Consider the following 24,872-nt stretch of genomic DNA (forward strand, 5'->3'; position numbering starts at 1 on the left):
CGATTGAGTATTTCTAATAGTCTCACATTTTAGATTAGCCATCTTCCTAAAAAATAGCAAACAAAAGGAGACCAAATTGGTCTCCTTTTACAAGTCATTATTTTTTCGGTGATTTCATTGAACCACTCATTGAACGCATCACTTGGTTGACTTTCTTTTGTGATGGCTTTTGACCCATTTGCATCATCAATGTCTTAATCATATCTTCGTTGATTGGTGGGTTTTGCTCCAAATAGTTCATCATGTATCGGCGAGCGATATAGAAACCAAGGGCGACACCAGCTACCAAGCAAAGAAGGGCAATTAAAATCCAAATCCATGTAGCCAAGTTGCTTCCTCCTCTAACTTCAAACGTCGCTTTTTACTATACTATAATTTAAAGCCTTTGCATAGATAATGCAAAAAAAAGGTGCGCGCGTTTGCGCACCTTTCTTCATTAACCGAGTTGCTTGACTGTATTCAAGACATTTTCGACAGACATGCCGTACTCTTTTAACAGAAGATCTCCAGGAGCAGAAGCACCGAAGCGATCGATTCCGATGACTTGACCTTCTGTTCCTACGTATTTGTACCAACCGAGCGAAGCTCCGGCTTCGATTGCAAGACGCTTCGTGATGCGTTTTGGCAAGACCGATTCTTTGTATTCAGCTGATTGCGCTTCAAACAATTCCCATGATGGAAGTGAGACGACAGCTGCCGTTTCGCCGAGTTCTTTTTGTGCTTCAACGAGCAAGTGTACTTCAGAACCTGTTCCCATTAAGATTGTATCCGCTTTTTCAATGTCACCCGCGATGACATATCCGCCTTTTTCAGCGCCTTCGACCGTCGTACCTTCGAGTTCAGGCAATCCTTGACGTGTCATGACGAGAAGTGTCGGTTTGTTTTTCGATTGAACCGCTGTTTTCCATGCGGCAATCGTTTCTTTTCCGTCTGCCGGACGGTAAACTGTCAGGTTCGGCATTGCACGGAAGCTCATCAAGTGTTCAACCGGCTCGTGTGTCGGACCATCTTCACCGACCGCAATCGAGTCATGTGTCAGGACGAAGATCGACTGGATGCCCATCAATGCTGCTAAACGGACTGCCGGACGGAGGTAATCCGAGAAGACGAAGAATGTCGCACCGTAAGGAATGACACCACCGTGTAACGCCATACCGTTGACAGCTGCTGCCATCGCGAACTCACGAACACCAAACCAGATGTTACGGCCGCTCGGATCGATGTCGAAGTCAGCTTCGCCTTTGAGCATCGTGTTGTTTGATCCTGCCAAGTCAGCTGATCCACCGAAGATTGTCGGGACGTTTTTCGCGATGGCATTGAGAACTTCACCACTTGTCTGACGTGTTGCTTTTTTCGATGTCAGATCGTAAGTCGGAAGGTCAGCTTCCCAGTTGCTTGGCAATTCGTTGTTGATTGCTTGAACAAGCTCAGCGTGCAATTCCGGATGTGCCGCTTTGTATTGTTCCATTTTTTCTGTCCATGCTGCTTCTGTATCAGCACCACGTTTTTCGATGCGCTCTTCGAACAAGTCTTTGACTTCTTCCGGCACATAGAACTCTTCGTGATCCCAAACGTAGCTTGCTTTCGTCAACTTGATTTCCGCGTCGCCGAGTGGTGCACCGTGTGAAGCTGATTTCCCTGATTTGTTTGGCGAACCGAATCCGATGACCGTTTTGACTTCGATCAATGTCGGTTTAGTTGTTTCCGCTTTCGCTGCTTCGATTGCTTTTGAAATCGAATCGAGATCCGTTCCGTCTTCGACACGGATGACTTGCCAGTTATACGCTTCAAAACGTTGCTGGACGTTTTCCGAGAACGATTTATCAAGGTCACCGTCAAGCGAGATATCGTTTGAATCATACAGAACGACGAGTTTACCAAGACCTAAATGTCCTGCGAGTGAAGCCGCTTCTGCTGAAACACCTTCCATTAAATCACCGTCTCCGCAAATTCCGTATGTGAAGTGATCGACGACATTTAAGTCGTCACGGTTGTATTTCGCTTCGAGGTGACGCTCTGCCATCGCCATACCGACAGCCATCGCGATGCCTTGTCCGAGTGGACCAGTCGTCGCATCGACACCTGCTGTGTGACGGTATTCCGGGTGACCCGGTGTTTTTGAGTTCCATTGACGGAATGACTTCAAGTCATCCATCGCGAGATCGTATCCTGATAAATGGAGGAGTGAGTAGAGAAGCATTGAACCGTGTCCTGCTGAAAGTACAAAACGGTCACGGTTGAACCATTCTGGATTTTTAGGGTTGTGGTTCATATGATCCGCCCATAATGTAAATGCCATCGGTGCTGCACCCATCGGCATTCCCGGGTGACCCGAGTTCGCTTTTTGTACTGCATCAATTGATAAGGTACGAATCGTATTTACTGCTAATAATTCTACTGTTGTCATGTTCGTCAAACCAATCATCCTCTCTCTTTTTCACAAATTCCTTCTCATTTTAGCATACCCGCAAATGTGATACAACTTTTCTAAATAGTATGTCACATTAAAATGAATGCGCTATCTATTGCCGTTTTCTTGCCACTTTCATGATACACATTACGAACTTTTCATCAAAAAAAGCTACGCCACTCATCCCATTGAGTGACATAGCTTTTGTCCTTATTGTTTGTTCCGTTCTTCTTCTTGTGCCTGCTTCAATTTCTCAGGTGTTACGTCCGTTCCTTCTTCATCGACGATCTTAATGCCCATCATCTGATTTTTAAACGAACCGCGGAATGCTTCCAGGTAGGCCGTCCGTAATTCTTTTTGTTCCGCCGTTTCCGCATCTGTCAGCGGTTCGACTTTTGATTTATTTGCCAGTTCATTAATCCGGTCTAATTGTTCTTGTGATAACATGATATCCCTCTTTCTGTTGACTCAAATATGAGTTTTCAATCGTAACCCTACTGTAAAAGACCCACTAAAAAAAAGCAAGTTTGATGCGCCACTGACGCATCAAACTTACTTCCTTATTCGTACGTACTGATGACTTCTTTATATTCCAGATAACGCCGGTTGACGGTTGCTTTCGAAATGTCGTGTCCCATCCCTCTTAATGTCACCGCGATGTCGGCAAATGTCAGTCCTAACTCACGTAACCGGACGATTTCTTCGATTGGAACTTCTTTTCGGCTCCGTCCGGCGTTCTCGCCTTGCCGATTGAGATTTTGTTCGGGACGGAAGCCGTTTTCAACAGCTCGCCGCATCCCGCGGGCAATCTTCGCATTATGCAGTTTCCGTTGATACTCTTCGACGAGCGATACGATCTCAAGCACCATCGCTTCGGCGTCCGCCAGTTTATACTCGCCATCCGATTCCATCGTCATCAGTTGAACCTGATGTTTTTGGAACGTATGTAAAATGGCGATTTTGGCATTCCCGCGTCCGATCCGCGTATCATCCGTCACAAGAACGGCGTCCACCGCTTGACGTGTGACGTAATCAAGAACGGATAACATCCCTTCCCTGTCAACGTCGTAACCACTTTCTTTTTCCGTGATGATATCCACGACTTCAAATCCTTTTGTTGCAGCGAGTCCCGACAGTTCTGATCTTTGCCGCTCAAGCGAGCTATCCTGTGCTTCTTTTTCCGTCGAGACGCGACAGTAGATTACTACTTTCATCGTACTTCACACCCCTGTTCGTTCATTGACAACTTTTACAGTTTGTCATTGTTGCGCGATTGGTACAACGATTTTGTTTTTCGAAATGACATGTGTCGTCTTTAATTCATTATTCTCAATCAACCATTCGACATATTCTTGGTCCGTCATTGAACCGTCGTTGTATACTTCCGCCACCTGTTCGACGGTCGCGTTCTGGTCTACTGTAACGGAAGTCGTTAACAGCTGTTCGACCTTTTCATCCGGGCGAGGTGTTAAGAGAAAAAGAATGAAGGCAAAGCTGAGCGTATAAAAAACAATGGAAAAGGCATGGGTACGGATTGAATGCATCATGATGAATCCCTCCAAATTAAAATGTTTTAGAATAAACGTTCGCGGAACAATTGTTCGCATAACTCATCTTAAACCAGGAACCAGTGTTCGGTCAATATAAAATGTCGAACAATTGTTTGTACGCTCATTTGTTCTATGTTATAGTGATTTTAGAAACATGTATTCCTATAACCTTCAAAAACCAATCCGGAAAGAGGTGGCAATTCATATGCGGAAAATGTCGAAACGACAACAAGAAATCCTTGACTACATCGTTGCTCAAGTGAAACTGAAAGGGTATCCACCTTCAGTTCGTGAAATCGGTGAAGCTGTTGGTCTTGCTTCAAGCTCAACGGTACACGGTCATTTGGATCGTCTAGAAAAACGCGGACTGATTCGCCGTGACCCAACAAAACCACGTGCGATTGAGATATTGCTTGATAAACCTGAAGAAGATCATGAAGCTATCGTACACATTCCTGTCATTGGGAAAGTAACGGCCGGTTTCCCTATCACAGCCATTGAAAATATCGAAGAACATTTCCCTCTCCCTGCACATTACGTCGGGAACGAAAATGTCTTCATGTTGACGATTGACGGTGAGTCCATGATCAATGCAGGTATTCTAGACGGTGACCGGGTCATCGTTCGTCAGCAGAACACAGCAGAGAATGGTGAAATCGTCGTGGCTATGACCGAAGATAGCGAAGCGACAGTTAAACGGTTCTTCTTAGAAGATCAACAAGTACGTCTCCAACCAGAAAATGATTCGATGGACCCGATGTATTTCGATAACGTCTCGATTCTTGGCAAGGTCATCGGCGTATATCGGACGATCCACTAAGCGAGGGACCAGCGCAGCTGGTCTTTTTTCATGCCTTCTGGAAATGTACATGATACAGTCAATACCGTCGCTCTAACCGGCTACGTTGCGTATTCGGTCGCAACGCAGCAGACGGATTGGCTTCCAACTGCTGTCGGCATCGCCGTCGGCACCCTTTGGCTTTCACCAGATCTCGATTTGAAGTCTGAACCTTACTATCGGCATGGTCCTTTGCGTGTCCTTTGGATGCCCTATGTCAAAATCATGCCCCACCGGTCCATCTGGTCACACGGATTGATCATCGGTGACCTGATCCGCCTGTTGTACAGCGCCGCTTTCGTGATTCCACTTCTGTTTTTGGCGCTGTATCTGAAACTTGTCGAATCAAGCACGGTGGATTCCTGGTTTGCAGCCATGCCCGCTTTTGTCATCGGCGTCATGGTCGCCAGTACGATACATATCGTTCTCGATCATTCCAGCAGCTTCTTCCGCACCAAAAAGAAGCGGAAAAAGCGTCGTTGAAAATCCTTCGTTCATTGAAAAATGAACAAAGGATTTTTTTATTATCCATTTTTCATTTTTTTAAACATAAATTAAGGAAATTTTAATTTGAAGTTTTGAAGTATTTGTATTGAAAACGTTCTCAATTAGATGTAGGTTTAAATGGAAAGGCCATTATTTGCTTTAATCCAAAGGGAGGGTTTTTGCATGAGTAACTTTACAAGTGAGCTGATCGGAACAATGATTCTGATTTTGCTCGGGGACGGAGTCGTTGCAGGGGTTGTCTTGAGAAAGACAAAATCTGAGAACGGCGGTTGGATCGTCATTACATTCGCTTGGGGTCTCGCCGTTATGACGGGAGCATACATTGCTGCCTCGAGTGGTGCGCATCTCAATCCTGCATTGACATTGGCGCTTGCCATGAATTCCGATTTACCGTGGGCAGACGTACCTGTCTATATCGCCGGTCAATTAATCGGAGCATTCATCGGTGCAGTACTCGTTTGGCTTCATTATATGAAACACTTTGAAGCGACTGATGATCAAGCAGCAAAACTGGGTGTATTCGCAACAGGTCCGGCGATTCGCCATACACCGTCAAATCTGATTTCAGAGATCATCGGGACGTTTGTCCTGGTATTCGGAATCCTGTCGTTTGGTCTGACAACATTTGGTGACGGACTGAAACCATTCATCGTCGGTCTTCTTGTCGTCGTCATCGGTCTCTCGCTCGGTGGTACAACAGGGTATGCCATCAACCCGGCCCGTGACCTTGGTCCGCGGATTGCACACGCTATCTTACCGATTAAAGGAAAAGGTTCATCTGACTGGAGTTACTCGTGGATTCCAATCGTTGGTCCAATCATCGGTGGTGGAGTAGCCGTCTTGCTGTATCAACTGCTGCAAAACTGATTTTGTTTGACACCTACATCTCAAGGGGGATTTCAGCATGGAAAACAAGTACATCTTAGCACTCGACCAAGGAACAACAAGCTCGCGTGCCATCATTTTTGACCATGATGGACAAATCGTGAACTCGGCGCAACGCGAATTCAAACAATACTTCCCGCAACCGGGCTGGGTCGAACATGATGCCAATGAAATCTGGGGCTCTATCCTCGCCGTTATGGCGGATGCGCTCGGAACGGCCGATATCAAACCAAGCCAAATCGCAAGTATCGGAATTACGAACCAACGTGAGACAACAGTCGTTTGGAATAAAGAAACCGGCAAACCGGTTTATCATGCTCTCGTCTGGCAATCCCGCCAAACATCCGGCATCTGTGATGAACTGAATGCGCAGGGACTCAATCAAACATTCCGCGATAAAACAGGTCTCCTGATCGATGCCTACTTCTCAGGCACGAAAGTGAAATGGATTTTGGATAACGTCGACGGCGCACGGGAACAAGCGGAAAATGGTGAGCTTCTCTTCGGAACAATCGACACTTGGCTCGTCTGGAAGTTGTCTGGCGGTAAAACACATATCACAGACTATACAAACGCTTCCCGGACGTTGATGTACAACATCTACGAACAAAAGTGGGATGACGAGTTGCTTGAAATCCTGACAGTTCCGAAATCGATGTTGCCGGAAGTCCGTCAATCAAGCGAAGTCTACGATAATACCGTCCCGTATCATTTCTTCGGTTTTGAAGTTCCAATTGCCGGAATCGCCGGTGACCAACAAGCGGCTCTCTTCGGACAAACCTGCTTCGAGCCAGGTGAAGGAAAGAACACGTACGGTACAGGTTGCTTCATGCTCATGAATACTGGTGAAAAAGCTGTTTCTTCAGACCACGGTCTGTTAACGACCATCGCATGGGGCGTCGACGGCAAAGTCGAATACGCGCTCGAAGGATCGATTTTCGTTGCCGGTTCTGCCATCCAGTGGTTACGTGACGGCTTACGGATGCTGAAAAATGCGAAGGACTCGGAAGGCTATGCCTTAAAAGTTGATTCGACAGAAGGCGTTTACGTCGTTCCTGCATTCGTCGGGCTCGGTGCTCCTTACTGGGACAGCGACGTCCGCGGCGCAATCTTCGGCTTGACACGCGGAACGGACAAAGAACATTTCGTTCGCGCGACACTTGAGTCACTCGCTTATCAGACACGCGACGTCTTGACAGCAATGGAAAAAGATTCAGGAATTGAACTCAAAACGCTGCGTGTTGACGGCGGTGCGGTTTCAAATGACTTCCTGATGCAGTTCCAGTCAGATATCTTAGGTGTACCGGTCGACCGTCCGGAAATCAACGAGACAACAGCTCTCGGAGCTGCATATCTCGCAGGTCTCGCTGTCGGTTACTGGAAAGACAAAGCAGAAATCAAACAACAATGGAAACTGAACCATCAATTTAAACCAGAGATGAAAGAAGACGATCGCGAACAACGTTATGCCGGATGGCAAAAAGCGGTGGAAGCGACAATGGCGTTTAAACCGAACAAAAAAGAAGTAAATGCTTAATTTTTTTAACTGGTGTTCCCTCGCGGAACACCAGTTTTTTTGTTTAACGAAAAACGGAACTGACTTAAAAGTCAGCCCCGTTATCTTAATCTGTACGCTTACGAAAATTCTGCTTTGACGCCGTTTACGATATCATCGAGTGATTTGGATTGACCACTTAAGACGGCCGCTAAAAACGCCCCCTCTACCAGTGGTGCGTCAACGAACTGAACACTTCGGTCCCCGCTGTATAACTCTAAAGCAAGCTCTGCGTTCATTGTCGCGGATCCGATGTCCGTCAAAATCAAGCCGTCATCCGTCAATTCGTTCATCGTCTCTTCGATCCGAGAGGCGTCGGTCCCGATACTGCCGTCTGCAAGTCCTGCCGCAAGCAACACCGGTGTATCCGGAGCCATTTCCGCCAATAGTTCCTTTAATCCTGATGCCAACTTTTCACTATGGGAGACTAATATTAAATTAATCATGACAAGACCTCCACAATCGACCGTAATAGCAGTGAACTGGATAAAGCGCCGGGATCTTGAACACCAACCGTTGCATCTCCGAAGTAAGAGGCCCGCCCTTTTGTTGCGACCCGTTCTTTCGTATCTGTCAACGCTTGATCCAGTGCTTGATTTAAATCGTTTTGTTGCTCAAGTGCTTCATAAAACGGCGTCCAGATATCGACCATCGTTTTTTGTCCGAACTCTGACTTTCCGCGCATTTTGATGCCTTCTGCCGCTTCTTTGAAAGCTGCTGCGAGTTCCTGCCCTTCGACTTCTGTTTTTCCTTTGAATGCTCCGGCAAATTTAACGAATGCTGTCCCGTAAAGCGGACCGGACGCACCACCTACCGTTTTAATTAAGGTCATTCCGACTTGTTTCGATAAGACTCCCAGATCTTCGTACTCCTCTTGCGCTTCAAGTTCTTTTTGAACGGCTTGGAAGCCGCGGGACATATTAATACCGTGATCCCCGTCACCGATCTCCCGGTCAAGGTCCGTCAACTCATCCTTATGTTGTTCAAGTTCGGTTGCTGCTTTCAGCAGTGCTTCACGCAATTTTTCGGTTGTTAACTTCATCTGCCTGCACCCTCTTTTAGTTAGAATCCAATCGCGTTTGTTTTGGCATCCAGATAACCGACGAGTTCATCGTCCACTGGAAGCAGGGTAATTGAAAACCCATGCATTTCAAGCGATGTCATATAGTTGCCGACGAACGGACGAACAATCTCGTATCCTTTAGCCTGCAATTGTTCTGCCACATATTTATACGTGATGTAGAGTTCTGATTCCGGTGTTCCACCCATCCCGTTGACCATGACTGCCACTTTTTTATCCGTCACTTCAGCTGTCAGTCGGCCGAGTAATTCCGTTACAATCGCATCAACGGATGCAATCGGTTTCCGCTCCAGACCCTTTTCCCCGTGAATCCCGATCCCGATTTCCATCTCATCCTCATGCAGATCAAATCCCGGTTTTCCGCTTTCCGGCATATAACACGGTGACAACGCCATCCCGATGGAACGGACACCGGCAATGACTTTCTCAGCGACGGCTTTGACTTCAGCGAGTGATTTGCCTTCCGCCGCTGCCGCACCTGCAATTTTATGAACAAAAATCGTTCCCGCGACACCGCGGCGGTCTTCTTCTTTTTTTATGGCGATATCATCCCGGACGATGACCGTCTCGACTTCAATGTCTTCGAGTTCTGCCAGTTCTTTTGCCATATCAAAGTTCATGACGTCACCGGAATAGTTTTTAACGACGAGCAGTACCCCTTTTCCACCGTCAGCCGCTTTGATTCCTTCGAGCACCATGTCCGGTGTCGGAGAAGTAAAGACTTCACCACAGACAGCCGCGGCAAGCATGCCGTTCCCGATAAATCCGGCATGCGCCGGTTCGTGCCCGCTTCCCCCTCCGGATACGAGAGCCACTTTTCCATTCAGCGGTTCTTTCCGTTTAATGACATTGACTCCGTCGACTTTTGCATAAAGATCGGGATGTGCTAAAACGAGACCTTCTACCATATCTGAGACAAACCGGTTCGCATCTTGCATTAATTTATCCATCTTGAACGCTCCTTCGTCTAACGAAATTTTGCCGTACCACTTAGTCTTTACCACAAATCAGGGTGACTTATGTCAAGGAAACATATGAAAATATTGACCAGTTCGTTTCCAATCTGTTTGGAGGATGCTATGCTGAGAACACATCACTACGAGAGGAGTCATCGTCTATGAACGCTTCGTTTCAAGCAGGAATCAAAGCCTGCCTTCCGACCGTCCTCGGTTATCTCGGCATCGGCTTTTCTGCCGGCATCGTCGGTCGGGCAGCTGGTCTCAGCCCGCTCGAGATCGGCTTGATGTCGCTTTTGATTTATGCCGGTGCGGCCCAGTTCATCATTACCAGTCTGTTGCTGTTAAACAGTCCGTTCTCAGCCATCATCTTGACGACGTTCATCGTCAATTCCCGCCATCTGCTGATGAGTATGACGCTTGCACCGCGTGTCGAGAGCCGGCATCAGTTGGACCGGTTCGGCATCGGCGCTCTCCTGACGGATGAATCATTCGCCGTCGCGATGAATACCTCGCTAAAACAGCAGATTGATGCGAACTTCATGCACGGTCTAAACCTGACCGCTTACTTGAGCTGGATTGGCTCGACTGTACTCGGAGCACTCATCGGCAGCTGGTTCCCGGATCCGGAACGGTTCGGTCTCAACTTTGCTTTAACGGCCATGTTCATCGGTTTGTTGTATCTGCAGTTTGAAAGCGAACGGTCCCGCATCGCTTTGAACGGTCTGTTACTCGTCTTTGTCTTGCTGTTGTTGTACATATCAATGCGCTATCTGTCCCCGGAACTCGCCGTTTTATTTGCGACGATGATAGCCGCCAGTATAGGAGTAGTGATCTCACGATGGAAATCCGTCTAGAACTGTTTGTCTTGTTTGCCGCTTGTGGGCTTGTCACGTTGATTCCGCGGATTTTACCTTTTCTGCTCATGCACCGACTGACTCTTCCGCGTGTATTGACCGATTGGTTATCGTTTATTCCGATCTGTTTGCTGAGCGCACTTTTCTTTCAAAATTTATTGATCGCACGAAGCGGGGAGTTCCCGACACTTTCCATAATTCATCTCGCAGCAGCCATACCGACAGTCCTCGTCGCCGTCACTAGTAAAAGTCTTTCTTTCACCGTCATCACCGGTGTCGTGTCGATGGCACTGCTTCGGTTTTTCCAATGAGGGTTGCTCCTTCTTCCTAAAAAAGACGAGAAAAAACGGATGTCGTTCCGTTTTTTCTCGTCTTTTTTTCATTACATTATTTCTCAGTTACGCCGATACATCTGCATAGTCCGGCGTCTGCTCAAACTCTTTTTTCGCAAACGGACAGAGCGGCAACAGTTTAACCTGTTCTTCCCGTGCCCACTCGACCACTGCTTTGACCAGTTGTTCGCCGATCTGTTGGTTCCGATGATTCGGATCGACATACGTATGATCAATGATCCACTTGCCGCCCTTTGTATCGCTGTACGTGATTTCCCCGACAGCTTGCCCCTCCTGATAAGCTTCAATCTTTTGATCCGCTCGTTTCAATTCCATCAGGCTTCCCTCCGTTCATATGATAAGGCACCGCTCGGACAGCCGTCGACGACCCGCATGACATCTTCGACCGGTGCACCGTCCGCTTCGATCCATGGACGTTTTTTAACATCAAAGACGGTCGGCAGACTCTTGACACAATGACCGGAATGCACACACACTTCTGCATCAAAATAAACAATGATGTCTTTCCCTTCATACGCCTTTTTCATTTGAAACGCCTCCTTGCTACAGAGTTCGCTGTTTCTGCTTCCGATTCCTCTACAAAAAAACGCCCGAACCAAGTTCGGACGTTTCAAGAGATTAGAACAAGACCATGTACTGATCGCGTTCCCATTCCGTGACTTGCGTCCGGAACATATCCCATTCGATTTCTTTCAGTTCAACGAAGTGCTCTGCGATGTGCTCGCCGAGTGCGTGCATGACGACGTCATCCGCTTTCAGAACTTCGAGTGCGTGGCTGAGTGTTGACGGAAGATCGTCAATGCCGTTTGCCACACGTTCCGGTTTGTCCATCACGTAGATGTTACGGTCGATCGGAGCCGGTGCTTGGAGATTGTTTTTAATACCGTCAAGACCTGAAGCGAGCAATGTCGCAAGTGCCAAGTACGGGTTAGCTGCCGGATCGACTGAGCGGACTTCGATCCGTGTCGAAAGACCACGAGCTGCCGGTACACGAACGAGTGGTGAACGGTTACGAGCTGACCATGCAACGTAGCAAGGTGCTTCATAACCAGGTACAAGACGTTTGTACGAGTTGACTGTCGGGTTACAGACAGCTGTAAACGCACGTGCATGTTTCAGGATACCTGCCGTGAAGGCGCGGGCATCGTCTGAAAGCTGCATGTTGCTATTCTCTTCGTCAAAGAAGACGTTTTCGTTGCCTTTAAAGAGCGACATGTTAGCGTGCATTCCTGAACCGTTGACACCGTAAAGTGGTTTTGGCATGAATGTCGCGTGTAAGTTATGTTTTGCTGCGATCGTCTTAACAACGAGCTTAAACGTTTGGATGTTATCCGCTGTTGTGATGGCGTCCGCATATTTGAAGTCGATTTCGTGTTGACCCGGTGCGACTTCGTGGTGAGATGCTTCGATTTCAAAGCCCATGTTTTCAAGCTCGATGACGATCTCTTTACGGCAGTTTTCGCCGAGATCGACCGGTGCGAGGTCGAAGTAACCGCCTTGGTCATTGAGTTCGAGTGTCGGACGGCCGTTTGCATCCTTCTTGAACAAGAAGAATTCCGGCTCTGGACCGACGTTGAACGATGTGAATCCAAGCTCTTCCATTTCACTAAGTACACGTTTGAGTTGACCACGCGGATCTCCAGCAAACGGTGTGCCATCCGGATTATAGATGTCACAGATGAGACGTGCGACTTTACCCGTTCCGTCTTCTGTCCATGGGAAGACGACCCATGTGTTGAGGTCTGGGAAGAGATACATATCTGATTCTTCAATGCGGACGAATCCTTCGATTGACGAACCATCGAACATCATTTTGTTATCAAGTGCTTTTTCCAATTGGCTGACTGGAATTTCAACGTTCTTGATTGTACCGAGGATATCTGTGAACTGTAAACGAATAAAACGTACATCCTCAGCTTTAGCGATTTTCATAATGTCTTCTCGTGTAATGTTGCGACGTGTCATGTGACAAATCCCCTCTCCGGCTCTTTTTTATATGGTAACAGGTGCTTACTTGAAAAATCGTCCGAGCTCACCTTGAATGAGTGACGTTTTTCCATGTCGCCCTGCTTCCTGCAATTCGTTTTTCAGGAGTTTATACAATTCGCCATCCGATAATTCCGGACGGGCCGTAACGACCTTCTCCGCAACTCGTTCCCGTTTGACAAGATCATTATCAAAAATCATTTTGATCCCTGCGATATTTAATCCCTGATCCAGATATTCCTTGATCGACAACAAGCGATCGACATCGTTGAACGAATAGAGGCGACGTTTCGTCTCTGTCCGCTCCGGCTTGATCAATCCTTGTTCTTCGTAATATCGGATTTGTCGGGCAGATAACGCGGTCAACTCTTGAACGACTCCGATGGGGAATAGTGGCTTGGACTGTCGTGATAAGTCTGCCATTTCGTTCCTCCTTTTTCCTTACTTCATGAGAATAAACCTCTGTAAGGCAAGTTGTCAAGAGATGTAAGGAAAGTTAACATGACTTTCTTACAAGTCAGACGTCCTGCGTAACAGAGGTCTTTTCACATTAAGCTATTTCTTTAAACCTGTTGTGGTTGAATCAATTGTTGTTCCATCAGTTGATTGACAGCCGAAACAATCGCGATTTTGACGTGACTGTAGGTCAATCCCCCTTGGACATATGCCGTATACGGCGCTCGGATCGGACCATCTGCCGATAACTCAATCGACGATCCTTGAATGAACGTCCCGGCAGCCATGATGACATCATCCGCATATCCCGGCATATAATCCGGAATCGGCAAGGCTTGCGCATTGACGGGAGACGCTGCTTGAATCGCCTGACAAAAGGCAATCATCGGTTCCGGAGCATGGAAAGAGACCGACTGGATCAAATCCGTCCGTTCTGCCGCATAATGCGGCGCCGTATCGAACCCGAACTGCTCCATCATGCTTGAAGTAAACATCGCTCCCATCAAGGCCTGACTGACCGTATGCGGGGCCATAAAGAACCCCTGGTACATGTCCTGCAACGAATAAAGTGACGGCCCGGCCTCGGCACCGATGCCCGGTGTCGTCATTCGGAACGACGCCCGTTCAATCAAATCCTGGCGTCCGACGAGATAACCGCCCGTCTTCGCGAGACCGCCACCCGGATTCTTGATCAGTGAGCCGGCCATCAAATCCGCTCCGACATGGGTCGGTTCGATCGTTTCGACGAATTCGCCGTAACAGTTGTCGACGAACACAATCACGTGCGGATGTTGTTCTTTGATCGCGGCAATCGCTTCTCCAATCTCAGTAACCGGTAAGCTCCGACGGGTCGCATAGCCTTTCGAACGCTGAATACCGACGACTTTTGTCTTGTCCGTGATCCGGGCGAGGACAGCATCCAGGTCAATCGTCTCCGCCCGTTTCATCTCGACGACGTCATAGGTGACACCAAGTTCTTTTAACGAACCGCGGCCGTCGCCGCGGATGCCGACGATTTCCTCCAACGTATCGTACGGTTTACCGGTGATATACAGCAGTTCATCCCCCGGTAACAGCAAACCGAACAAAGCGATTCCGATGGCATGGGTTCCGCTGATGATCTGCGCCCGGCACAATCCGGCTTCTGCGCCGAAGACCGCTGCGTAAATCCGTTCGAGATTATCGCGGCCTTCGTCGTTGTAGCCGTAACCGGTCGACGGCATGAAGTGAAAATCACTCACTTTATGTTCCCGGAAAGCGTTCAGGACACGAAACTGGTTCTGTTCCGCGACTTGTTGCGCTTTGCGAATGCCGGGGGCAATTTTTTCTTCCGCCTGCTCGACGAACGGACGGATTGTTTCATAGTGCGTTAACTCTGTAAACATGCTTACACCTCGTATTGTTTCAATGTCGAGTACAGCCGGGTATCCTTACGCAAGTAGCCTTTTAAGGTCACGGATCCGTCCTCTTCATATTGTTCTGTTAAATTCATCATGACTTCTTTCGCCGGATTGTAATGCGCAAACGCATGAACCGGAATCCGGATCTCGAGATACTCGAGAATGTCACTGATTGCTTTTTCGATTTCGACGGTCAAACGATCGATGTCTGCCGGATCAAGGGCAGAAATCAACAGTTTTCCACCGCTGAATAAATGCGTCAACTGGTCTTTTTTATTGAAGACCTCGAGTTGCGGGATGTCTCCGGCACCGAGTTCATCGAGGACATCATTCGTCGTCTGCATCTGATTCAGATAGTGTTCGCTTGAGGCATCGATGACGTGAAGAATCAGATCCGCTTCGAGCACTTCTTCGAGTGTCGACCGGAACGCCGCAATCAATTTCGTCGGCAGATCCTGAATGAATCCGACGGTATCCGTCAACAGAATCTGTCCGCCTTCCGGCAGGTCGAGCTGACGCGTCAACGGATCGAGCGTCGCAAATAATTCGTTTTTTTCATACGTGTCGGCATTGGTCAACCGGTTAAAAATCGTTGATTTCCCGGCATTCGTGTATCCGACGAGCGCAATTTGAAACGTCTGGTTTTCTTTCCGGCGTTCCCGGTAGCGGGCACGGTGGGCAACGGACGTTTCGAGCTGTTTCTTGATTTCGTCGACACGGCGGCGGATGTGCCGGCGGTCGGTCTCAAGTTTCGATTCCCCGGGACCACGTGTCCCGATTCCGCCTCCAAGACGTGACAATTGGGTTCCCTGCCCGCTCAGGCGCGGCAACAGGTAACTCATCTGGGCAAGTTCAACTTGCAACTTCCCTTCCCGGGACTGGGCACGGCCGGCAAAGATGTCGAGAATCAATTGTGTCCGGTCAATCAGTTTAATCGATTCCGGATCTTCGAGGGCAATCCGGATATTCTTCATCTGACCCGGCGTGACTTCGGCATTAAAAATAATCAAATCCGGTTCGAGTTCCTGTGCTAATGCGACCAGTTCCTCGACCTTTCCTTTTCCGATAAACGTACGGCGGTCGATCGATTGACGCTTTTGATCGAGTCGTCCCACGACGACGGCGTGCGCGGTCGTAACGAGTGCTTCGAGCTCCGCGACCGATTCTTCATAAATATGATCCGGTACACCGGGGAGCTGACAACCGACGACGATGACGCGTTCTGACATATAATCATTCCTTTCAAAATAACAAACCTTCTGCGCCCCTAATCATACCACATGGACCTCTTGTCTGAACATTTTTGGACAGGAAACATCCGTTCGGTTTATGATAAAGAAAAGTATCTCAAACAGGAGGTCTGTTATGGCACGCGAACGGCTTGACTACACTTTGCCGGAATTCATCGAACGGTATCTGTTTTTCCTCAGCGCAAGTGGCAGACAGGACTCGACGATCCGGCGTTACCGGTACGATCTGATTGAAATTCACCGTTATATGACCGAAGTGGATCAGCCGCTCGAGACGATCGACGATTTCAAGGCGATTCCCCTCGAGACCTGGAAAACGTTCATTAATGAATATTTGATCGAAGAAAAATTGTATCAACAGGCAACGGTCGCCCGGATCGTCACTGTCCTCAATCAAATCAATTACCAGATCCGGCAGACGAAATCGAAGCTGATCGAATATGCCCAACCGACCCACGAACTGACGCCGCAGCATATTGCGTCACTGGCCGAATACGAGCAGCTGATCCGGACGAACCGGTCCGACCGGGGCTTGACCGACCACCAACTCGTCGCCCGTCCCTACTTGATCGACCGCAACGAATTGATTTTACGGCTCTTTTACCGTTACGGTCTCCGTGTTCACCACATCATCGGTCTGAAGATGCAGGATTTGAATTTTGCGCAACGCGAGATGACGGTTCACGATCGGCTCGGTAATGCTTACCTGCTCCACCTCGAACGGGACGACCAGGATTTGATGCTTGCCTATTTAAAGACAATCCCGGAACCGGTCCGTCCGCGGTACCACTCGACCGACCCGTTTTTCGTCGCTTTTGATTTCTCAAGGATGACCTTCCGCTGGGTATACAGTAAAAACGCCCCGAAACAATTGTCGATCGTCATGATCACGAAGATGATGCGGCAGTTAAACGAACGGTCCGACAATAAACGGATCATTACGCCGTCGATGCTCCGGAACAGCTTCATTCTCAGTACGTATCTTGAAGAGTTGACGAAAGAGGAACGGCTGACGAAGACGTGTCTTTATAAAGAGGTTTCACTCCGGCGTTATGCGGAAGCGTTCGACGAACTGAAGGGTTTGTTGTAACAAAAAAGGAGCAACGCCATAGCGTTGCTCCAACAAGTAGGCGGCCCCCCGGCCGTCTTTTTTTAACGTGTGACTTCTTCCGTTTCCGTCTCCTGTTCATACAACGTCACATTACGTGCCGGTGCAAACGTCGAGATGGCGTGTTTGTAAATCAATTGCTGTTTGCCTTCCGATTCTAAAATGACGGTGAAGTTGTCAAACGACTTGATCAATCCCCGTAACTGATACCCGCTGATTAAAAACACTGTCGTCGGAACCGAATCTTTTCGTAATTGATTTAAGAAATAGTCTTGAATGTTGTACGTTGCCTTCATAAGCCCCCGTGCCCCCTCTATTTTTATCTGTTTTTCTTTCAGGCTACTCCGATTTAACCGCTTTCAGAAACCCTACTGTTCTATCATAGATAATTTTGAAGTTTTCTTCAAATGAAAGCCTTCCCATTTCAATCCAATTTCCGTCAAACTGATGGCGGAACCACGTCAGTTGCCGTTTGGCGAAGCGACGGGTGTTCCGTTTCAGCTGCTCGACGGCCGGATCAATCGGTGCTCCTTCGAGAACCGGAACGATTTCCTTATAGCCGATCGCCTGCATCGCCTTCGTGTCCCGATAGCCGGCTGCAACCAATCGGTCGACTTCCGCAACCAATCCCTGTTCGATCATTAAGTCGACCCGCTGATCAATCCGGTCGTACAGCTGTTCCCGGTCTTCCATATGTAAGACGAACAACAGACTGTCATACAAACTCGGTTCACTGCCGGAGACTTGTGTCTGTCCGCTCATCGCGACTTCGATCGCCCGGACGACCCGCTGAATATTGTTCGGGTGAATTTCGTCCGCCCGTTTCGCATCCAGCTGGCGCAGACGGTCATGCAGAGCCGTTGCTCCTTCCGCTTGAGCGAACTGTTCCAGCTCCTCGCGCAAGACTTTATTTTCCGCCTGGACGGTAAATTGATAATCGTACAGAATCGCCCGGATGTAGAGTCCGGTTCCGCCGACGATGATCGGCAGCTTGCCTTTGGCGGCAATCTCATCGATCGCTGTCCGGGCCAACGTTTGAAAACGCGCGACGCTCATCTCATCATCCGGATCGACGAGATCAAGCAGATGGTGCGGGATTCCTTCCATCTCTTCATGTGTCACCTTGGCGGATCCGATATCCATCTGTTTATAGACCTGAACGGAATCACCGGAAATGATTTCACCGTTTAATTTTTTTGCTAATTCAATTCCTGTCTTCGTTTTTCCGACGGCGGTCGGTCCAACGATGACAATGACGGGCTGTTTACTCAATGACATCACCATTCCTAGTTCATACCTTTTTGTAGTCAGTGTATCATATCCAGACAAGTCGCAGACACGACAAAAAAACCGCCTTCTCATAAAAGAAGACGGTTCAATGAGTTCTGTTACACACGGCGGATGAAGTCATCGTATACCGCACTAAATACACACCATCCACAAATGACTAAACCTGTCAGCATAATTCCCCAATCAGCCATTTCGGCACCTCCTCGTTGTCTTTAGATACCTTTTGACAAATCCGTGACTTCGTAAACCCTTTCAAGCAGGTTTGACACCAATTACTGGAATCGCTATGATAAAAGTACGATTGTTACGTAGCGCAGAAGCTGACCTGCATCGGCTTCTTTTCAGAGGGATTCCCCTCTTGATTCCATGCAGATGCCCGACATCTGCAAAAAGTCCCTTTTCCATTACGGAGAAGGGACTTTTTTTGTTTTGACTGTACGTATCAGTACATATCTTTCTGTGTGAAATTCCAGAATGCGACAACTAACGCGCCGATCGTCCAGCAGAGCAGAACGGCGAGCGAGAACGGTAACGTCATCCCTTCGATCGGCGGAGCTTGTCCGTCGAGATAGTTAATCAAACCGAAGTTGACGTTGACGAGATATTTCGAACTCGTCCAGCTTGAACCAAGCGTCGTCAACAAAGTTCCGGAAATCAGGACAGCCATCATGATGCCGATACCGGTTGCCGTATTTTTGACAAGCACGGACACCATTAAGGCAATCGTCGCGACGACGGCCGTGACGATCCAAGCGAGACCAATCGCCATCAGCAGATATTCCCACATCGGTATCGTATGCACGAATTCAGTCGAGAACGTTCCGCTCGGCGACGCCTGGAATCCGGTCAGGATCGGTGCGGTCCAACCGTCATATCCGAGAACGATACCGGAAATCGCATAACAGACGGCGGCAGTCAACGCCATCAGCATCGAAGTATAGAGCAGGACCGTCAACCATTTCGCCATCAGAATCTTCCAGCGCCTTACAGGACGGGACAGCAACGTCTTAATTGTTCCGTCATTTTGCTCTCCGCTGACGATATCCGCCATGATGACGATGATGAAGAGCGGCAGAATTAACGTCAATCCTTGGGAGAAGAAAATCCGGATGAAGGTTGGCGCCCCCGGATAGTTCGGGTTGATGTCGTTATCGAGATAATATTGATTTTGTTTTAAATCGAATTCTAAAAACTGTCGGAATTCGTCCTGGATACTGCTCGAAGCCAGACGGTTTTGAGTATCGACGATATCCTGTTGCAACTCGACCCGCCAGTCGAGCGTTCCCTGTTTCTTGATCTGTTCCTGAATGTCACGGTACTGCGCATACGTGAACATCGAGACGAGGACCACTAAGATGATGGCAACGACGGCAAACCGTTTTTTCGAAGCAATCTTCATGACTTCGTTTTGAATCAAACCGAGCATGTTCGGGTTACGCAATGTGATCTCCTCCTGTCAATGTAATGAAGAGATCTTCGAGCGTCTGGACTTTCCGTTCGATCGTCCATACTTCGACACCCGCTTCGAACAGCTGTTTATTCAAGGATGGTGTCTTGCTGGCATCCATAAGTGTATGGACCGTGTTGGCATCGACGATTTCCGAGACCTGGACGTCAGGCGATGCGGACAGGATTTCGTTTGCTTTAAACGCATCATCGACACGCCAGTCGACTCCCGGCGCAAGCGACTCGACCAGTTCCTTGACCGTTCCGACCTGCACGATTTTTCCGTAACTCATGATGGCGACACGATCCGCCAGCATCTCGATTTCCGCCAGGATATGACTCGATACGAGGACCGACAAGCCGGTCTCATCGACCAGTTTCCGGATGAACTGACGTAAATCGCGGATTCCCATCGGATCGAGTCCGTTTGTCGGTTCGTCCAGTATCAGGACATCAGGCCGTCCGAGAAGGGCTTGGGCAATCCCGAGACGTTGACGCATCCCGAGCGAATAGGTCCGGACTTGATCGTCCACCCGTGCCGTCAAATCGACCAGGTCGATGACTTCCTGGATCCGGGCATCGTCGACATTCGGCAGCATCCGTGAGAAGACTTGTAAATTTTCACGTCCCGTCAGATATTTATACAGTTCGGGATTTTCAACAATCGAGCCGATTCGTTGCATCGCTTGAACAAACTGTTTCCGGACATCAAAGTCGCAGACCGTGATTTTACCGGATGTCGGTTTGATTAATCCGACGAGCATACGGATCGTCGTCGTCTTTCCGGCACCATTGGGTCCGAGGAATCCGAACACTTCACCGGGGAAGATTTCAAATGAAATATTATCGATGATCGTTTTCTTTCCAATGACTTTTGTGACTGATTCTAATTTTACGGTTGGTTTCACGTCTCTCACCTCTTAGTATCCATTCTAGCGGAATAATGAATGATTTACCTTATTGGAACACTTCAAAACCGCACATTCCAAAAAGGTTTGCTACAATCATAGTAACAGCAAAAGGAGGAACGGTTCATGAAACGATATCTTTGGCCACTTTTTTTAATAGTTTCTCTTATTTTAACGGCAGTCTTCGGGTACGGCTTTGCCAGTGCCTATAACGATGTCGTCAATCCCCCGAAACGGGCCGTCTTGACGCCGACCAAGGAAGAACCGGTCAAAAAAGGCGGAACTTATGTCGCGCTCGGTGATTCCCTGACACGCGGCGTCGGTGCCTCGAACGGAAAAAGTTACGCCGCCATCGTCGGTCGCGAGCTTGTCAAAAAGGACCGCGTTGAACGTTTCCAAAATCTCGCCGTCAGCGGTGCCCGGACGGAAGATCTCTTAAAACAATTGAAGCAAAAGGAAGTCCGCCGCACGTTGTCCCAAGCAAAAGTCATCTCGGTGACGATTGGCGGAAACGATTTATTCAACCGCGGTGAAGGGGTCGCAAACTTCAATGCGAAAAAGACAGCCGCCACGATTGCAACGGCTCAAACCAACCTCGTCAAGACATTCAAGATCCTGCGCGAAGAAAACCCGGATGCCGTCATCTTTTACGTCGGACTGTATAATCCGTTCCGCGCCAGTGAAAATGGACAGGCGTTTGACGCCATCGTCCAGGAATGGAATGCGAAATCACGGACACTCGGTCTGAAATACGATATCGAAATCATCGATACGTTTAATCTCGTCCGCGACGTCAAACGTGATCTTTCAAGCGACCAGTTCCATCCGAACGATTCGACATACGAAGACATTGCCAACGCAGCCATCCTCGCCGTCGAAAAACGTTTTTAATTGAATAATGAAAAGGGTAACCGGAAAAGCAACTGATTGCTTTCCGGTCACCCTTTTGTTTTGTCCTGACAATTTAATGCAGTCCTTATTTCAAACGTTTAGCAAACGCAATCAAGACCCACTGCAACGGCAAACGGCCCCATAGTCCCCAAGCCGGCAATGTTTTCCCGTTAACCGGTTTCGGATTGACCGCCATATTGATATTTGCCGGTAAGACGGCATATAAAAATGCCGGTAATGTCTTCCGGACGAGGTCAACACCACGTCCGGACAGCAGCATCAAGCCGTACAGGATTTCGATCACACCCGTCACCTGGACGAAAAAACGTTTGAACGGGATGAAAGCGGGCATAATCTTAACGAACCCCTTTTCATTTCGAAAATGACCGATTCCGGCAAACAACAGGCCGGCACCGTACAAAACACGCAGTACATACTTCATCTGAATCTCTCCCTTTGTGACTAAGTCGGTTACTTAAGTACGAAACACACTCAGTGTACCGAACTGGCCGACGCGACTCAACTGTTTGAGATTGTTGTCGAATTATGGGGAATGATGAGGCATTTTGGAAAAACCACCGTAATTTCATTCCGGCCGATTAAATTTGATACATTAATCTTAGAAAAAACACTACATGAAGGGATGGATTTCGATGGCAGGAAAAACAAGACAACTCTTACCCGGACTTACCGGAGGCATCATCGGTGCTGTACTTACCGCAACGGTCGCCTTTCCGATTTTAATGGATCAAGAACAGCAAGTCGCCGATACACCACTCTCAAACGGCATGCCAAAACAAATTTCGACGACGACAAGCGATCCCGTGACGAACGCTGTCGCAACGGCTCAAAAATCCGTCGTCACGGTCACGAACTATCAGTCGGAGAATTCGATGAGTCAGGAAGAGGCAGCAGCGGGTTCCGGCTCAGGTGTCATTTATAAAAAAACAGATGGTAAAGCCTACATCATTACGAACCACCACGTCGTCGACGGAGCCTCGAAACTCGAGGTCACGTTAAACAACGGCAAAACACTCAGCGCCAAATTACTGGGCAGTGACGAAACGTACGATTTAGCCGTACTGGAAGTCAACGCCAGTGATGTTCCGTCCGTCATCACGCTCGGAAAATCGGCTGACTTAAAAGCCGGTCAAACCGTGCTCGCCATCGGTAACCCGCTCGGTGAGTTCCAAAACTCGGTCACCCGAGGTATCGTCAGCTCAAACGACCGGACGGTTCCCGTCGATACGAACAAGGATGGACAGGACGACTTCAATACGACGGTGATCCAAACGGATGCCGCCATCAATCCGGGGAACTCCGGTGGTGCCTTGATCAATGAACAAGGGCAATTGGTCGGCATCAACTCGATGAAGATTGCCGAAACAGGCGTCGAAGGCGTCGGTTTCAGCATTCCGATCGATGACGCACTGCCGATTTTAAAACAGCTCGAAACGAACGGTGAAGTCAAACATCCGACACTCGGTGTCGCACTGCAGGATGTCTCGGCCTTCCCTGCCGGTTACCTGCTGGACCAAGTCAAATTGCCGGAATCACAAAAAACAGGCGTCGTCGTCATGTCCGTCGAACCGAACAGTCCCGCCGCTTCTGCAAAATTGAAAACCGGTGATGTCATCACGAAAATCAATAATGAGGAAATCAAAAGTTTTGTCGACATTAAAACCGCGTTGATTAAATCGGACGGCAACGTCACGTTGAATATCATCCGTGACGGAAAACAAATGACGGTCTCGACTAAAACAACAACGACCGATCAACTGTAAAGAACTGACAAGATACGTTTCAACCCCCTCCTATATCGGGTATTGTTTTATAACAATATCGATTGGGAGGCTTTTTTTATGTATGATTTGATTGGCGTAGGAATCGGACCGATGAATCTGGGGTTAAGTGCTCTGGCCCATCCGACACCTTTACGGACACTATTTTTTGACGAAAGCGAACAATTCTCTTGGCATCCCGGGATGATGATCAAGGATTCGATGATGCAGACAAGCTTCATTTCCGATCTTGTCACACTTGCCGATCCGACAAGCCCGTTTACGTATTTGAACTATTTACGATCTCTCAACCGTTTGCATACGTTTTATTTTTACGAAAAACTACTTATTTCGCGACAAGAATATAATGCTTACTTGAAATGGGTCTCGACTCAGCTCGACGATTTACATTTTTCGACCCGCGTCATCGATATTCAAGATACGGGTGACAGTTATGAAGTCTTGGTCGAAGAAGTCGCGACCGGTAAACGGACGACATACGAAACACGAAACGTCGTGCTCGGAACCGGTTCGAAACCTTCGATTCCGGAGAGTTTTGATAAAAATGTCATCCATAACACCCAATACGTCATGGAAAAAGAAGCCATCCTGCAACAGGATAAAGTCAGCATTGTCGGTTCCGGTCAAAGTGCGGCTGAAATTTTCCTTGATTTACTGACGAGCGACCGTCCGGAAACCTTTGAACTCGAATGGATTTCCCGCTCGACTATTTTCGAGACGCTTGAGACCGGCAAACTGGGTGAAGAAATCTTTTCTCCAAGTTACGTCCGTTACTTCAACAGTCTGCCGCTTGCTATCAGACAGGAAGCAGTCGCCAAATTCACGCGGTCCCAAAACGGCATCAGTCCCGAAACACTGCAAGCCATTTATGAACACCTCTATGATTTATCACCGGAAGAACAACAACGGGTCAAAATCCGGGCCAACTTGGAAGTCGATCAGATTTCATACGATTCGGACTTTACGATCACGATGCGGCATACCGAACTGAATGAACAACGGACTTCCAAAACCGGTGCCGTCGTCGCTGCGACCGGTTTCGTTCCATCGCTTCCCCGCTTCACTAACCGGCTCGACATCGAGTTCGAAGGTGAACAGGCCTGGAAGGTCGACGCCAACTACCGGATCAGCCGTACCGTACCAACGAACCATCATTTATATGCGACAACGAATCTCGAACTGTCGCATGGTCCGGCAGCTGATAATCTTGGCATGTCCGTTTCACGCAATCAACTGATTTTAAATGATGTCGCCGGTAAAGAGTTGTATCCGGTCGAACAGCATGCCACTTTTACAACGTTTGACTAATCATCGGACTTATCAAAAGATCCTCGACGAATTCG

At 48.3% G+C, this 24,872-nt stretch carries 29 protein-coding genes; 10 read left to right on the forward strand and 19 right to left on the reverse strand.

All coding sequences use genetic code 11. From position 1 onward, the window contains the following. Positions 1-97 precede the first annotated feature (97 nt). The 5 genes from N7U64_RS13880 to N7U64_RS13900 form a co-directional block, all read right to left on the reverse strand. Entirely contained in the window at positions 98-328 is a 231-nt protein-coding gene (locus tag N7U64_RS13880) for a YneF family protein (protein ID WP_012370001.1), read from the reverse strand. Positions 329-436: 108 nt separating this feature from the next. After that, entirely contained in the window at positions 437-2,425 is a 1,989-nt protein-coding gene (gene tkt / locus N7U64_RS13885) for a transketolase (protein ID WP_413230440.1), read from the reverse strand. A 195-nt stretch (positions 2,426-2,620) separates the two neighbouring features. Then, positions 2,621-2,857: a DUF896 domain-containing protein gene (locus N7U64_RS13890; protein WP_012369999.1), complete on the reverse strand. Its 237-nt coding sequence runs from the start codon at positions 2,855-2,857 to the stop codon at positions 2,621-2,623. 113 nt (positions 2,858-2,970) lie between these two features. Beyond that, positions 2,971-3,624: a recombinase family protein gene (locus N7U64_RS13895; protein WP_214765219.1), complete on the reverse strand. Its 654-nt coding sequence runs from the start codon at positions 3,622-3,624 to the stop codon at positions 2,971-2,973. Between the two features lie 45 nt (positions 3,625-3,669). Further along, positions 3,670-3,957: a hypothetical protein gene (locus tag N7U64_RS13900; RefSeq protein ID WP_318930255.1), complete on the reverse strand. Its 288-nt coding sequence runs from the start codon at positions 3,955-3,957 to the stop codon at positions 3,670-3,672. A 208-nt stretch (positions 3,958-4,165) separates the two neighbouring features. On the opposite strand from N7U64_RS13900, the gene lexA reads away from it, so the two are divergent. From lexA to glpK, 4 genes are all read left to right on the forward strand, one after another. Next, positions 4,166-4,780: a transcriptional repressor LexA gene (gene lexA, locus N7U64_RS13905; protein WP_012369996.1), complete on the forward strand. Its 615-nt coding sequence runs from the start codon at positions 4,166-4,168 to the stop codon at positions 4,778-4,780. A 30-nt stretch (positions 4,781-4,810) separates the two neighbouring features. Next, entirely contained in the window at positions 4,811-5,281 is a 471-nt protein-coding gene (locus N7U64_RS13910) for a metal-binding protein (protein ID WP_318930257.1), read from the forward strand. Positions 5,282-5,467: 186 nt separating this feature from the next. Then, positions 5,468-6,172, forward strand: a complete 705-nt coding sequence (locus tag N7U64_RS13915; protein WP_012369994.1) for an MIP/aquaporin family protein — start codon at positions 5,468-5,470, stop codon at positions 6,170-6,172. A 37-nt stretch (positions 6,173-6,209) separates the two neighbouring features. After that, positions 6,210-7,727 carry a glycerol kinase GlpK gene (glpK, locus tag N7U64_RS13920; protein ID WP_318930259.1) on the forward strand — a complete coding sequence of 506 codons (1,518 nt, stop codon included), beginning with the start codon at positions 6,210-6,212 and terminating at the stop codon, positions 7,725-7,727. Positions 7,728-7,825: 98 nt separating this feature from the next. On the opposite strand, the gene dhaM is transcribed toward glpK, so the two are convergent. Genes dhaM through dhaK form a run of 3 tightly spaced genes read right to left on the reverse strand, consistent with a single transcriptional unit; the run spans position 7,826 to position 9,776 of the window. After that, the gene (gene dhaM / locus N7U64_RS13925) at positions 7,826-8,191 is read right to left on the reverse strand and encodes a dihydroxyacetone kinase phosphoryl donor subunit DhaM (protein WP_290830494.1); all 366 of its coding nucleotides are present in this window, start codon (positions 8,189-8,191) and stop codon (positions 7,826-7,828) included. Next, a complete protein-coding gene (gene dhaL / locus N7U64_RS13930; RefSeq protein ID WP_318930261.1) occupies positions 8,188-8,787 on the reverse strand; it encodes a dihydroxyacetone kinase subunit DhaL in 600 nt (199 codons plus the stop codon). The genes dhaM and dhaL overlap by 4 nt, the downstream gene beginning before the upstream one ends. A gap of 20 nt (positions 8,788-8,807) precedes the next feature. Next, entirely contained in the window at positions 8,808-9,776 is a 969-nt protein-coding gene (gene dhaK / locus N7U64_RS13935) for a dihydroxyacetone kinase subunit DhaK (protein ID WP_318930263.1), read from the reverse strand. Between the two features lie 167 nt (positions 9,777-9,943). Between dhaK and N7U64_RS13940 the strand changes: the two genes are divergently transcribed. Then, positions 9,944-10,639, forward strand: a complete 696-nt coding sequence (locus tag N7U64_RS13940; protein WP_318930265.1) for an AzlC family ABC transporter permease — start codon at positions 9,944-9,946, stop codon at positions 10,637-10,639. Continuing rightward, positions 10,624-10,950, forward strand: a complete 327-nt coding sequence (locus N7U64_RS13945; RefSeq protein WP_318930267.1) for an AzlD domain-containing protein — start codon at positions 10,624-10,626, stop codon at positions 10,948-10,950. Before N7U64_RS13940 ends, N7U64_RS13945 begins: the two co-directional genes overlap by 16 nt. Before the next feature lie 87 nt (positions 10,951-11,037). On the opposite strand, the gene N7U64_RS13950 is transcribed toward N7U64_RS13945, so the two are convergent. The 6 genes from N7U64_RS13950 to hflX all read right to left on the reverse strand — a co-directional run bounded on the left by N7U64_RS13950 (position 11,038) and on the right by hflX (position 16,063). Then, a complete protein-coding gene (locus tag N7U64_RS13950) occupies positions 11,038-11,307 on the reverse strand; it encodes a GNAT family N-acetyltransferase (protein ID WP_318930269.1) in 270 nt (89 codons plus the stop codon). Further along, positions 11,307-11,519, reverse strand: coding sequence for a (4Fe-4S)-binding protein (locus N7U64_RS13955; RefSeq protein WP_318930271.1), 213 nt, complete (start codon positions 11,517-11,519; stop codon positions 11,307-11,309). The genes N7U64_RS13950 and N7U64_RS13955 overlap by 1 nt, the downstream gene beginning before the upstream one ends. A gap of 91 nt (positions 11,520-11,610) precedes the next feature. Further along, positions 11,611-12,957: a type I glutamate--ammonia ligase gene (glnA, locus tag N7U64_RS13960; RefSeq protein WP_318092548.1), complete on the reverse strand. Its 1,347-nt coding sequence runs from the start codon at positions 12,955-12,957 to the stop codon at positions 11,611-11,613. 45 nt (positions 12,958-13,002) lie between these two features. Further along, positions 13,003-13,401, reverse strand: coding sequence for a MerR family transcriptional regulator (locus tag N7U64_RS13965; RefSeq protein WP_012369985.1), 399 nt, complete (start codon positions 13,399-13,401; stop codon positions 13,003-13,005). A gap of 140 nt (positions 13,402-13,541) precedes the next feature. Further along, the gene (locus N7U64_RS13970; protein WP_318930273.1) at positions 13,542-14,819 is read right to left on the reverse strand and encodes an aminotransferase class I/II-fold pyridoxal phosphate-dependent enzyme; all 1,278 of its coding nucleotides are present in this window, start codon (positions 14,817-14,819) and stop codon (positions 13,542-13,544) included. Positions 14,820-14,821: 2 nt separating this feature from the next. Then, complete coding sequence (gene hflX, locus N7U64_RS13975; protein ID WP_012369983.1) at positions 14,822-16,063, reverse strand: GTPase HflX; 1,242 nt, start codon at positions 16,061-16,063, stop codon at positions 14,822-14,824. Between the two features lie 136 nt (positions 16,064-16,199). Between hflX and N7U64_RS13980 the strand changes: the two genes are divergently transcribed. Then, positions 16,200-17,174 (forward strand): tyrosine-type recombinase/integrase, encoded by a 975-nt coding sequence (locus N7U64_RS13980; RefSeq protein ID WP_318930274.1) that lies wholly within the window; start codon positions 16,200-16,202, stop codon positions 17,172-17,174. Positions 17,175-17,236: 62 nt separating this feature from the next. On the opposite strand, the gene hfq is transcribed toward N7U64_RS13980, so the two are convergent. The 4 genes from hfq to N7U64_RS14000 all read right to left on the reverse strand — a co-directional run bounded on the left by hfq (position 17,237) and on the right by N7U64_RS14000 (position 20,836). Continuing rightward, positions 17,237-17,488, reverse strand: coding sequence for an RNA chaperone Hfq (gene hfq, locus N7U64_RS13985; RefSeq protein ID WP_012369981.1), 252 nt, complete (start codon positions 17,486-17,488; stop codon positions 17,237-17,239). A 43-nt stretch (positions 17,489-17,531) separates the two neighbouring features. Further along, positions 17,532-18,470, reverse strand: coding sequence for a tRNA (adenosine(37)-N6)-dimethylallyltransferase MiaA (gene miaA, locus N7U64_RS13990; protein ID WP_318930276.1), 939 nt, complete (start codon positions 18,468-18,470; stop codon positions 17,532-17,534). 454 nt (positions 18,471-18,924) lie between these two features. Then, complete coding sequence (locus tag N7U64_RS13995) at positions 18,925-19,923, reverse strand: ABC transporter permease (RefSeq protein WP_012369979.1); 999 nt, start codon at positions 19,921-19,923, stop codon at positions 18,925-18,927. After that, positions 19,916-20,836 carry an ABC transporter ATP-binding protein gene (locus N7U64_RS14000; RefSeq protein ID WP_214848361.1) on the reverse strand — a complete coding sequence of 307 codons (921 nt, stop codon included), beginning with the start codon at positions 20,834-20,836 and terminating at the stop codon, positions 19,916-19,918. The genes N7U64_RS13995 and N7U64_RS14000 overlap by 8 nt, the downstream gene beginning before the upstream one ends. Positions 20,837-20,962: 126 nt before the next feature. On the opposite strand from N7U64_RS14000, the gene N7U64_RS14005 reads away from it, so the two are divergent. After that, positions 20,963-21,727, forward strand: a complete 765-nt coding sequence (locus tag N7U64_RS14005; RefSeq protein WP_318930277.1) for an SGNH/GDSL hydrolase family protein — start codon at positions 20,963-20,965, stop codon at positions 21,725-21,727. Between the two features lie 85 nt (positions 21,728-21,812). On the opposite strand, the gene N7U64_RS14010 is transcribed toward N7U64_RS14005, so the two are convergent. Next, entirely contained in the window at positions 21,813-22,169 is a 357-nt protein-coding gene (locus N7U64_RS14010; RefSeq protein WP_012369976.1) for a hypothetical protein, read from the reverse strand. Between the two features lie 211 nt (positions 22,170-22,380). Here N7U64_RS14010 and N7U64_RS14015 point away from each other — a divergent pair, with 211 nt between their 5' ends. Together N7U64_RS14015 and N7U64_RS14020 are read left to right on the forward strand one after the other, a co-directional pair. After that, entirely contained in the window at positions 22,381-23,511 is a 1,131-nt protein-coding gene (locus N7U64_RS14015) for a S1C family serine protease (RefSeq protein WP_318930278.1), read from the forward strand. A gap of 78 nt (positions 23,512-23,589) precedes the next feature. After that, positions 23,590-24,837 carry a lysine N(6)-hydroxylase/L-ornithine N(5)-oxygenase family protein gene (locus N7U64_RS14020; RefSeq protein WP_318092551.1) on the forward strand — a complete coding sequence of 416 codons (1,248 nt, stop codon included), beginning with the start codon at positions 23,590-23,592 and terminating at the stop codon, positions 24,835-24,837. Positions 24,838-24,872: the final 35 nt, after the last annotated feature.

This window comes from Exiguobacterium sp. K1 (assembly GCF_033721435.1).
Taxonomy (GTDB): Bacteria; Bacillota; Bacilli; order Exiguobacteriales; family Exiguobacteriaceae; genus Exiguobacterium_A; species Exiguobacterium_A artemiae.

What these genes read in the sequence shown, in the direction of transcription:
- tkt (WP_413230440.1), bottom strand. Translation starts at nt 2,425, where the DNA reads ATGATTGGTTTGACGAACATGACAACAGTAGAATTATTAGCAGTAAAT.
- N7U64_RS13890 (WP_012369999.1), bottom strand. Translation starts at nt 2,857, where the DNA reads ATGTTATCACAAGAACAATTAGACCGGATTAATGAACTGGCAAATAAA.
- N7U64_RS13895 (WP_214765219.1), bottom strand. Translation starts at nt 3,624, where the DNA reads ATGAAAGTAGTAATCTACTGTCGCGTCTCGACGGAAAAAGAAGCACAG.
- N7U64_RS13900 (WP_318930255.1), bottom strand. Translation starts at nt 3,957, where the DNA reads ATGATGCATTCAATCCGTACCCATGCCTTTTCCATTGTTTTTTATACG.
- lexA (WP_012369996.1), top strand. Translation starts at nt 4,166, where the DNA reads ATGCGGAAAATGTCGAAACGACAACAAGAAATCCTTGACTACATCGTT.
- N7U64_RS13910 (WP_318930257.1), top strand. Translation starts at nt 4,811, where the DNA reads ATGCCTTCTGGAAATGTACATGATACAGTCAATACCGTCGCTCTAACC.
- N7U64_RS13915 (WP_012369994.1), top strand. Translation starts at nt 5,468, where the DNA reads ATGAGTAACTTTACAAGTGAGCTGATCGGAACAATGATTCTGATTTTG.
- glpK (WP_318930259.1), top strand. Translation starts at nt 6,210, where the DNA reads ATGGAAAACAAGTACATCTTAGCACTCGACCAAGGAACAACAAGCTCG.
- dhaM (WP_290830494.1), bottom strand. Translation starts at nt 8,191, where the DNA reads ATGATTAATTTAATATTAGTCTCCCATAGTGAAAAGTTGGCATCAGGA.
- dhaL (WP_318930261.1), bottom strand. Translation starts at nt 8,787, where the DNA reads ATGAAGTTAACAACCGAAAAATTGCGTGAAGCACTGCTGAAAGCAGCA.
- dhaK (WP_318930263.1), bottom strand. Translation starts at nt 9,776, where the DNA reads ATGGATAAATTAATGCAAGATGCGAACCGGTTTGTCTCAGATATGGTA.
- N7U64_RS13940 (WP_318930265.1), top strand. Translation starts at nt 9,944, where the DNA reads ATGAACGCTTCGTTTCAAGCAGGAATCAAAGCCTGCCTTCCGACCGTC.
- N7U64_RS13945 (WP_318930267.1), top strand. Translation starts at nt 10,624, where the DNA reads ATGGAAATCCGTCTAGAACTGTTTGTCTTGTTTGCCGCTTGTGGGCTT.
- N7U64_RS13950 (WP_318930269.1), bottom strand. Translation starts at nt 11,307, where the DNA reads ATGGAATTGAAACGAGCGGATCAAAAGATTGAAGCTTATCAGGAGGGG.
- N7U64_RS13955 (WP_318930271.1), bottom strand. Translation starts at nt 11,519, where the DNA reads ATGAAAAAGGCGTATGAAGGGAAAGACATCATTGTTTATTTTGATGCA.
- glnA (WP_318092548.1), bottom strand. Translation starts at nt 12,957, where the DNA reads ATGACACGTCGCAACATTACACGAGAAGACATTATGAAAATCGCTAAA.
- N7U64_RS13965 (WP_012369985.1), bottom strand. Translation starts at nt 13,401, where the DNA reads ATGGCAGACTTATCACGACAGTCCAAGCCACTATTCCCCATCGGAGTC.
- N7U64_RS13970 (WP_318930273.1), bottom strand. Translation starts at nt 14,819, where the DNA reads ATGTTTACAGAGTTAACGCACTATGAAACAATCCGTCCGTTCGTCGAG.
- hflX (WP_012369983.1), bottom strand. Translation starts at nt 16,063, where the DNA reads ATGTCAGAACGCGTCATCGTCGTCGGTTGTCAGCTCCCCGGTGTACCG.
- N7U64_RS13980 (WP_318930274.1), top strand. Translation starts at nt 16,200, where the DNA reads ATGGCACGCGAACGGCTTGACTACACTTTGCCGGAATTCATCGAACGG.
- hfq (WP_012369981.1), bottom strand. Translation starts at nt 17,488, where the DNA reads ATGAAGGCAACGTACAACATTCAAGACTATTTCTTAAATCAATTACGA.
- miaA (WP_318930276.1), bottom strand. Translation starts at nt 18,470, where the DNA reads ATGTCATTGAGTAAACAGCCCGTCATTGTCATCGTTGGACCGACCGCC.
- N7U64_RS14005 (WP_318930277.1), top strand. Translation starts at nt 20,963, where the DNA reads ATGAAACGATATCTTTGGCCACTTTTTTTAATAGTTTCTCTTATTTTA.
- N7U64_RS14010 (WP_012369976.1), bottom strand. Translation starts at nt 22,169, where the DNA reads ATGAAGTATGTACTGCGTGTTTTGTACGGTGCCGGCCTGTTGTTTGCC.
- N7U64_RS14015 (WP_318930278.1), top strand. Translation starts at nt 22,381, where the DNA reads ATGGCAGGAAAAACAAGACAACTCTTACCCGGACTTACCGGAGGCATC.
- N7U64_RS14020 (WP_318092551.1), top strand. Translation starts at nt 23,590, where the DNA reads ATGTATGATTTGATTGGCGTAGGAATCGGACCGATGAATCTGGGGTTA.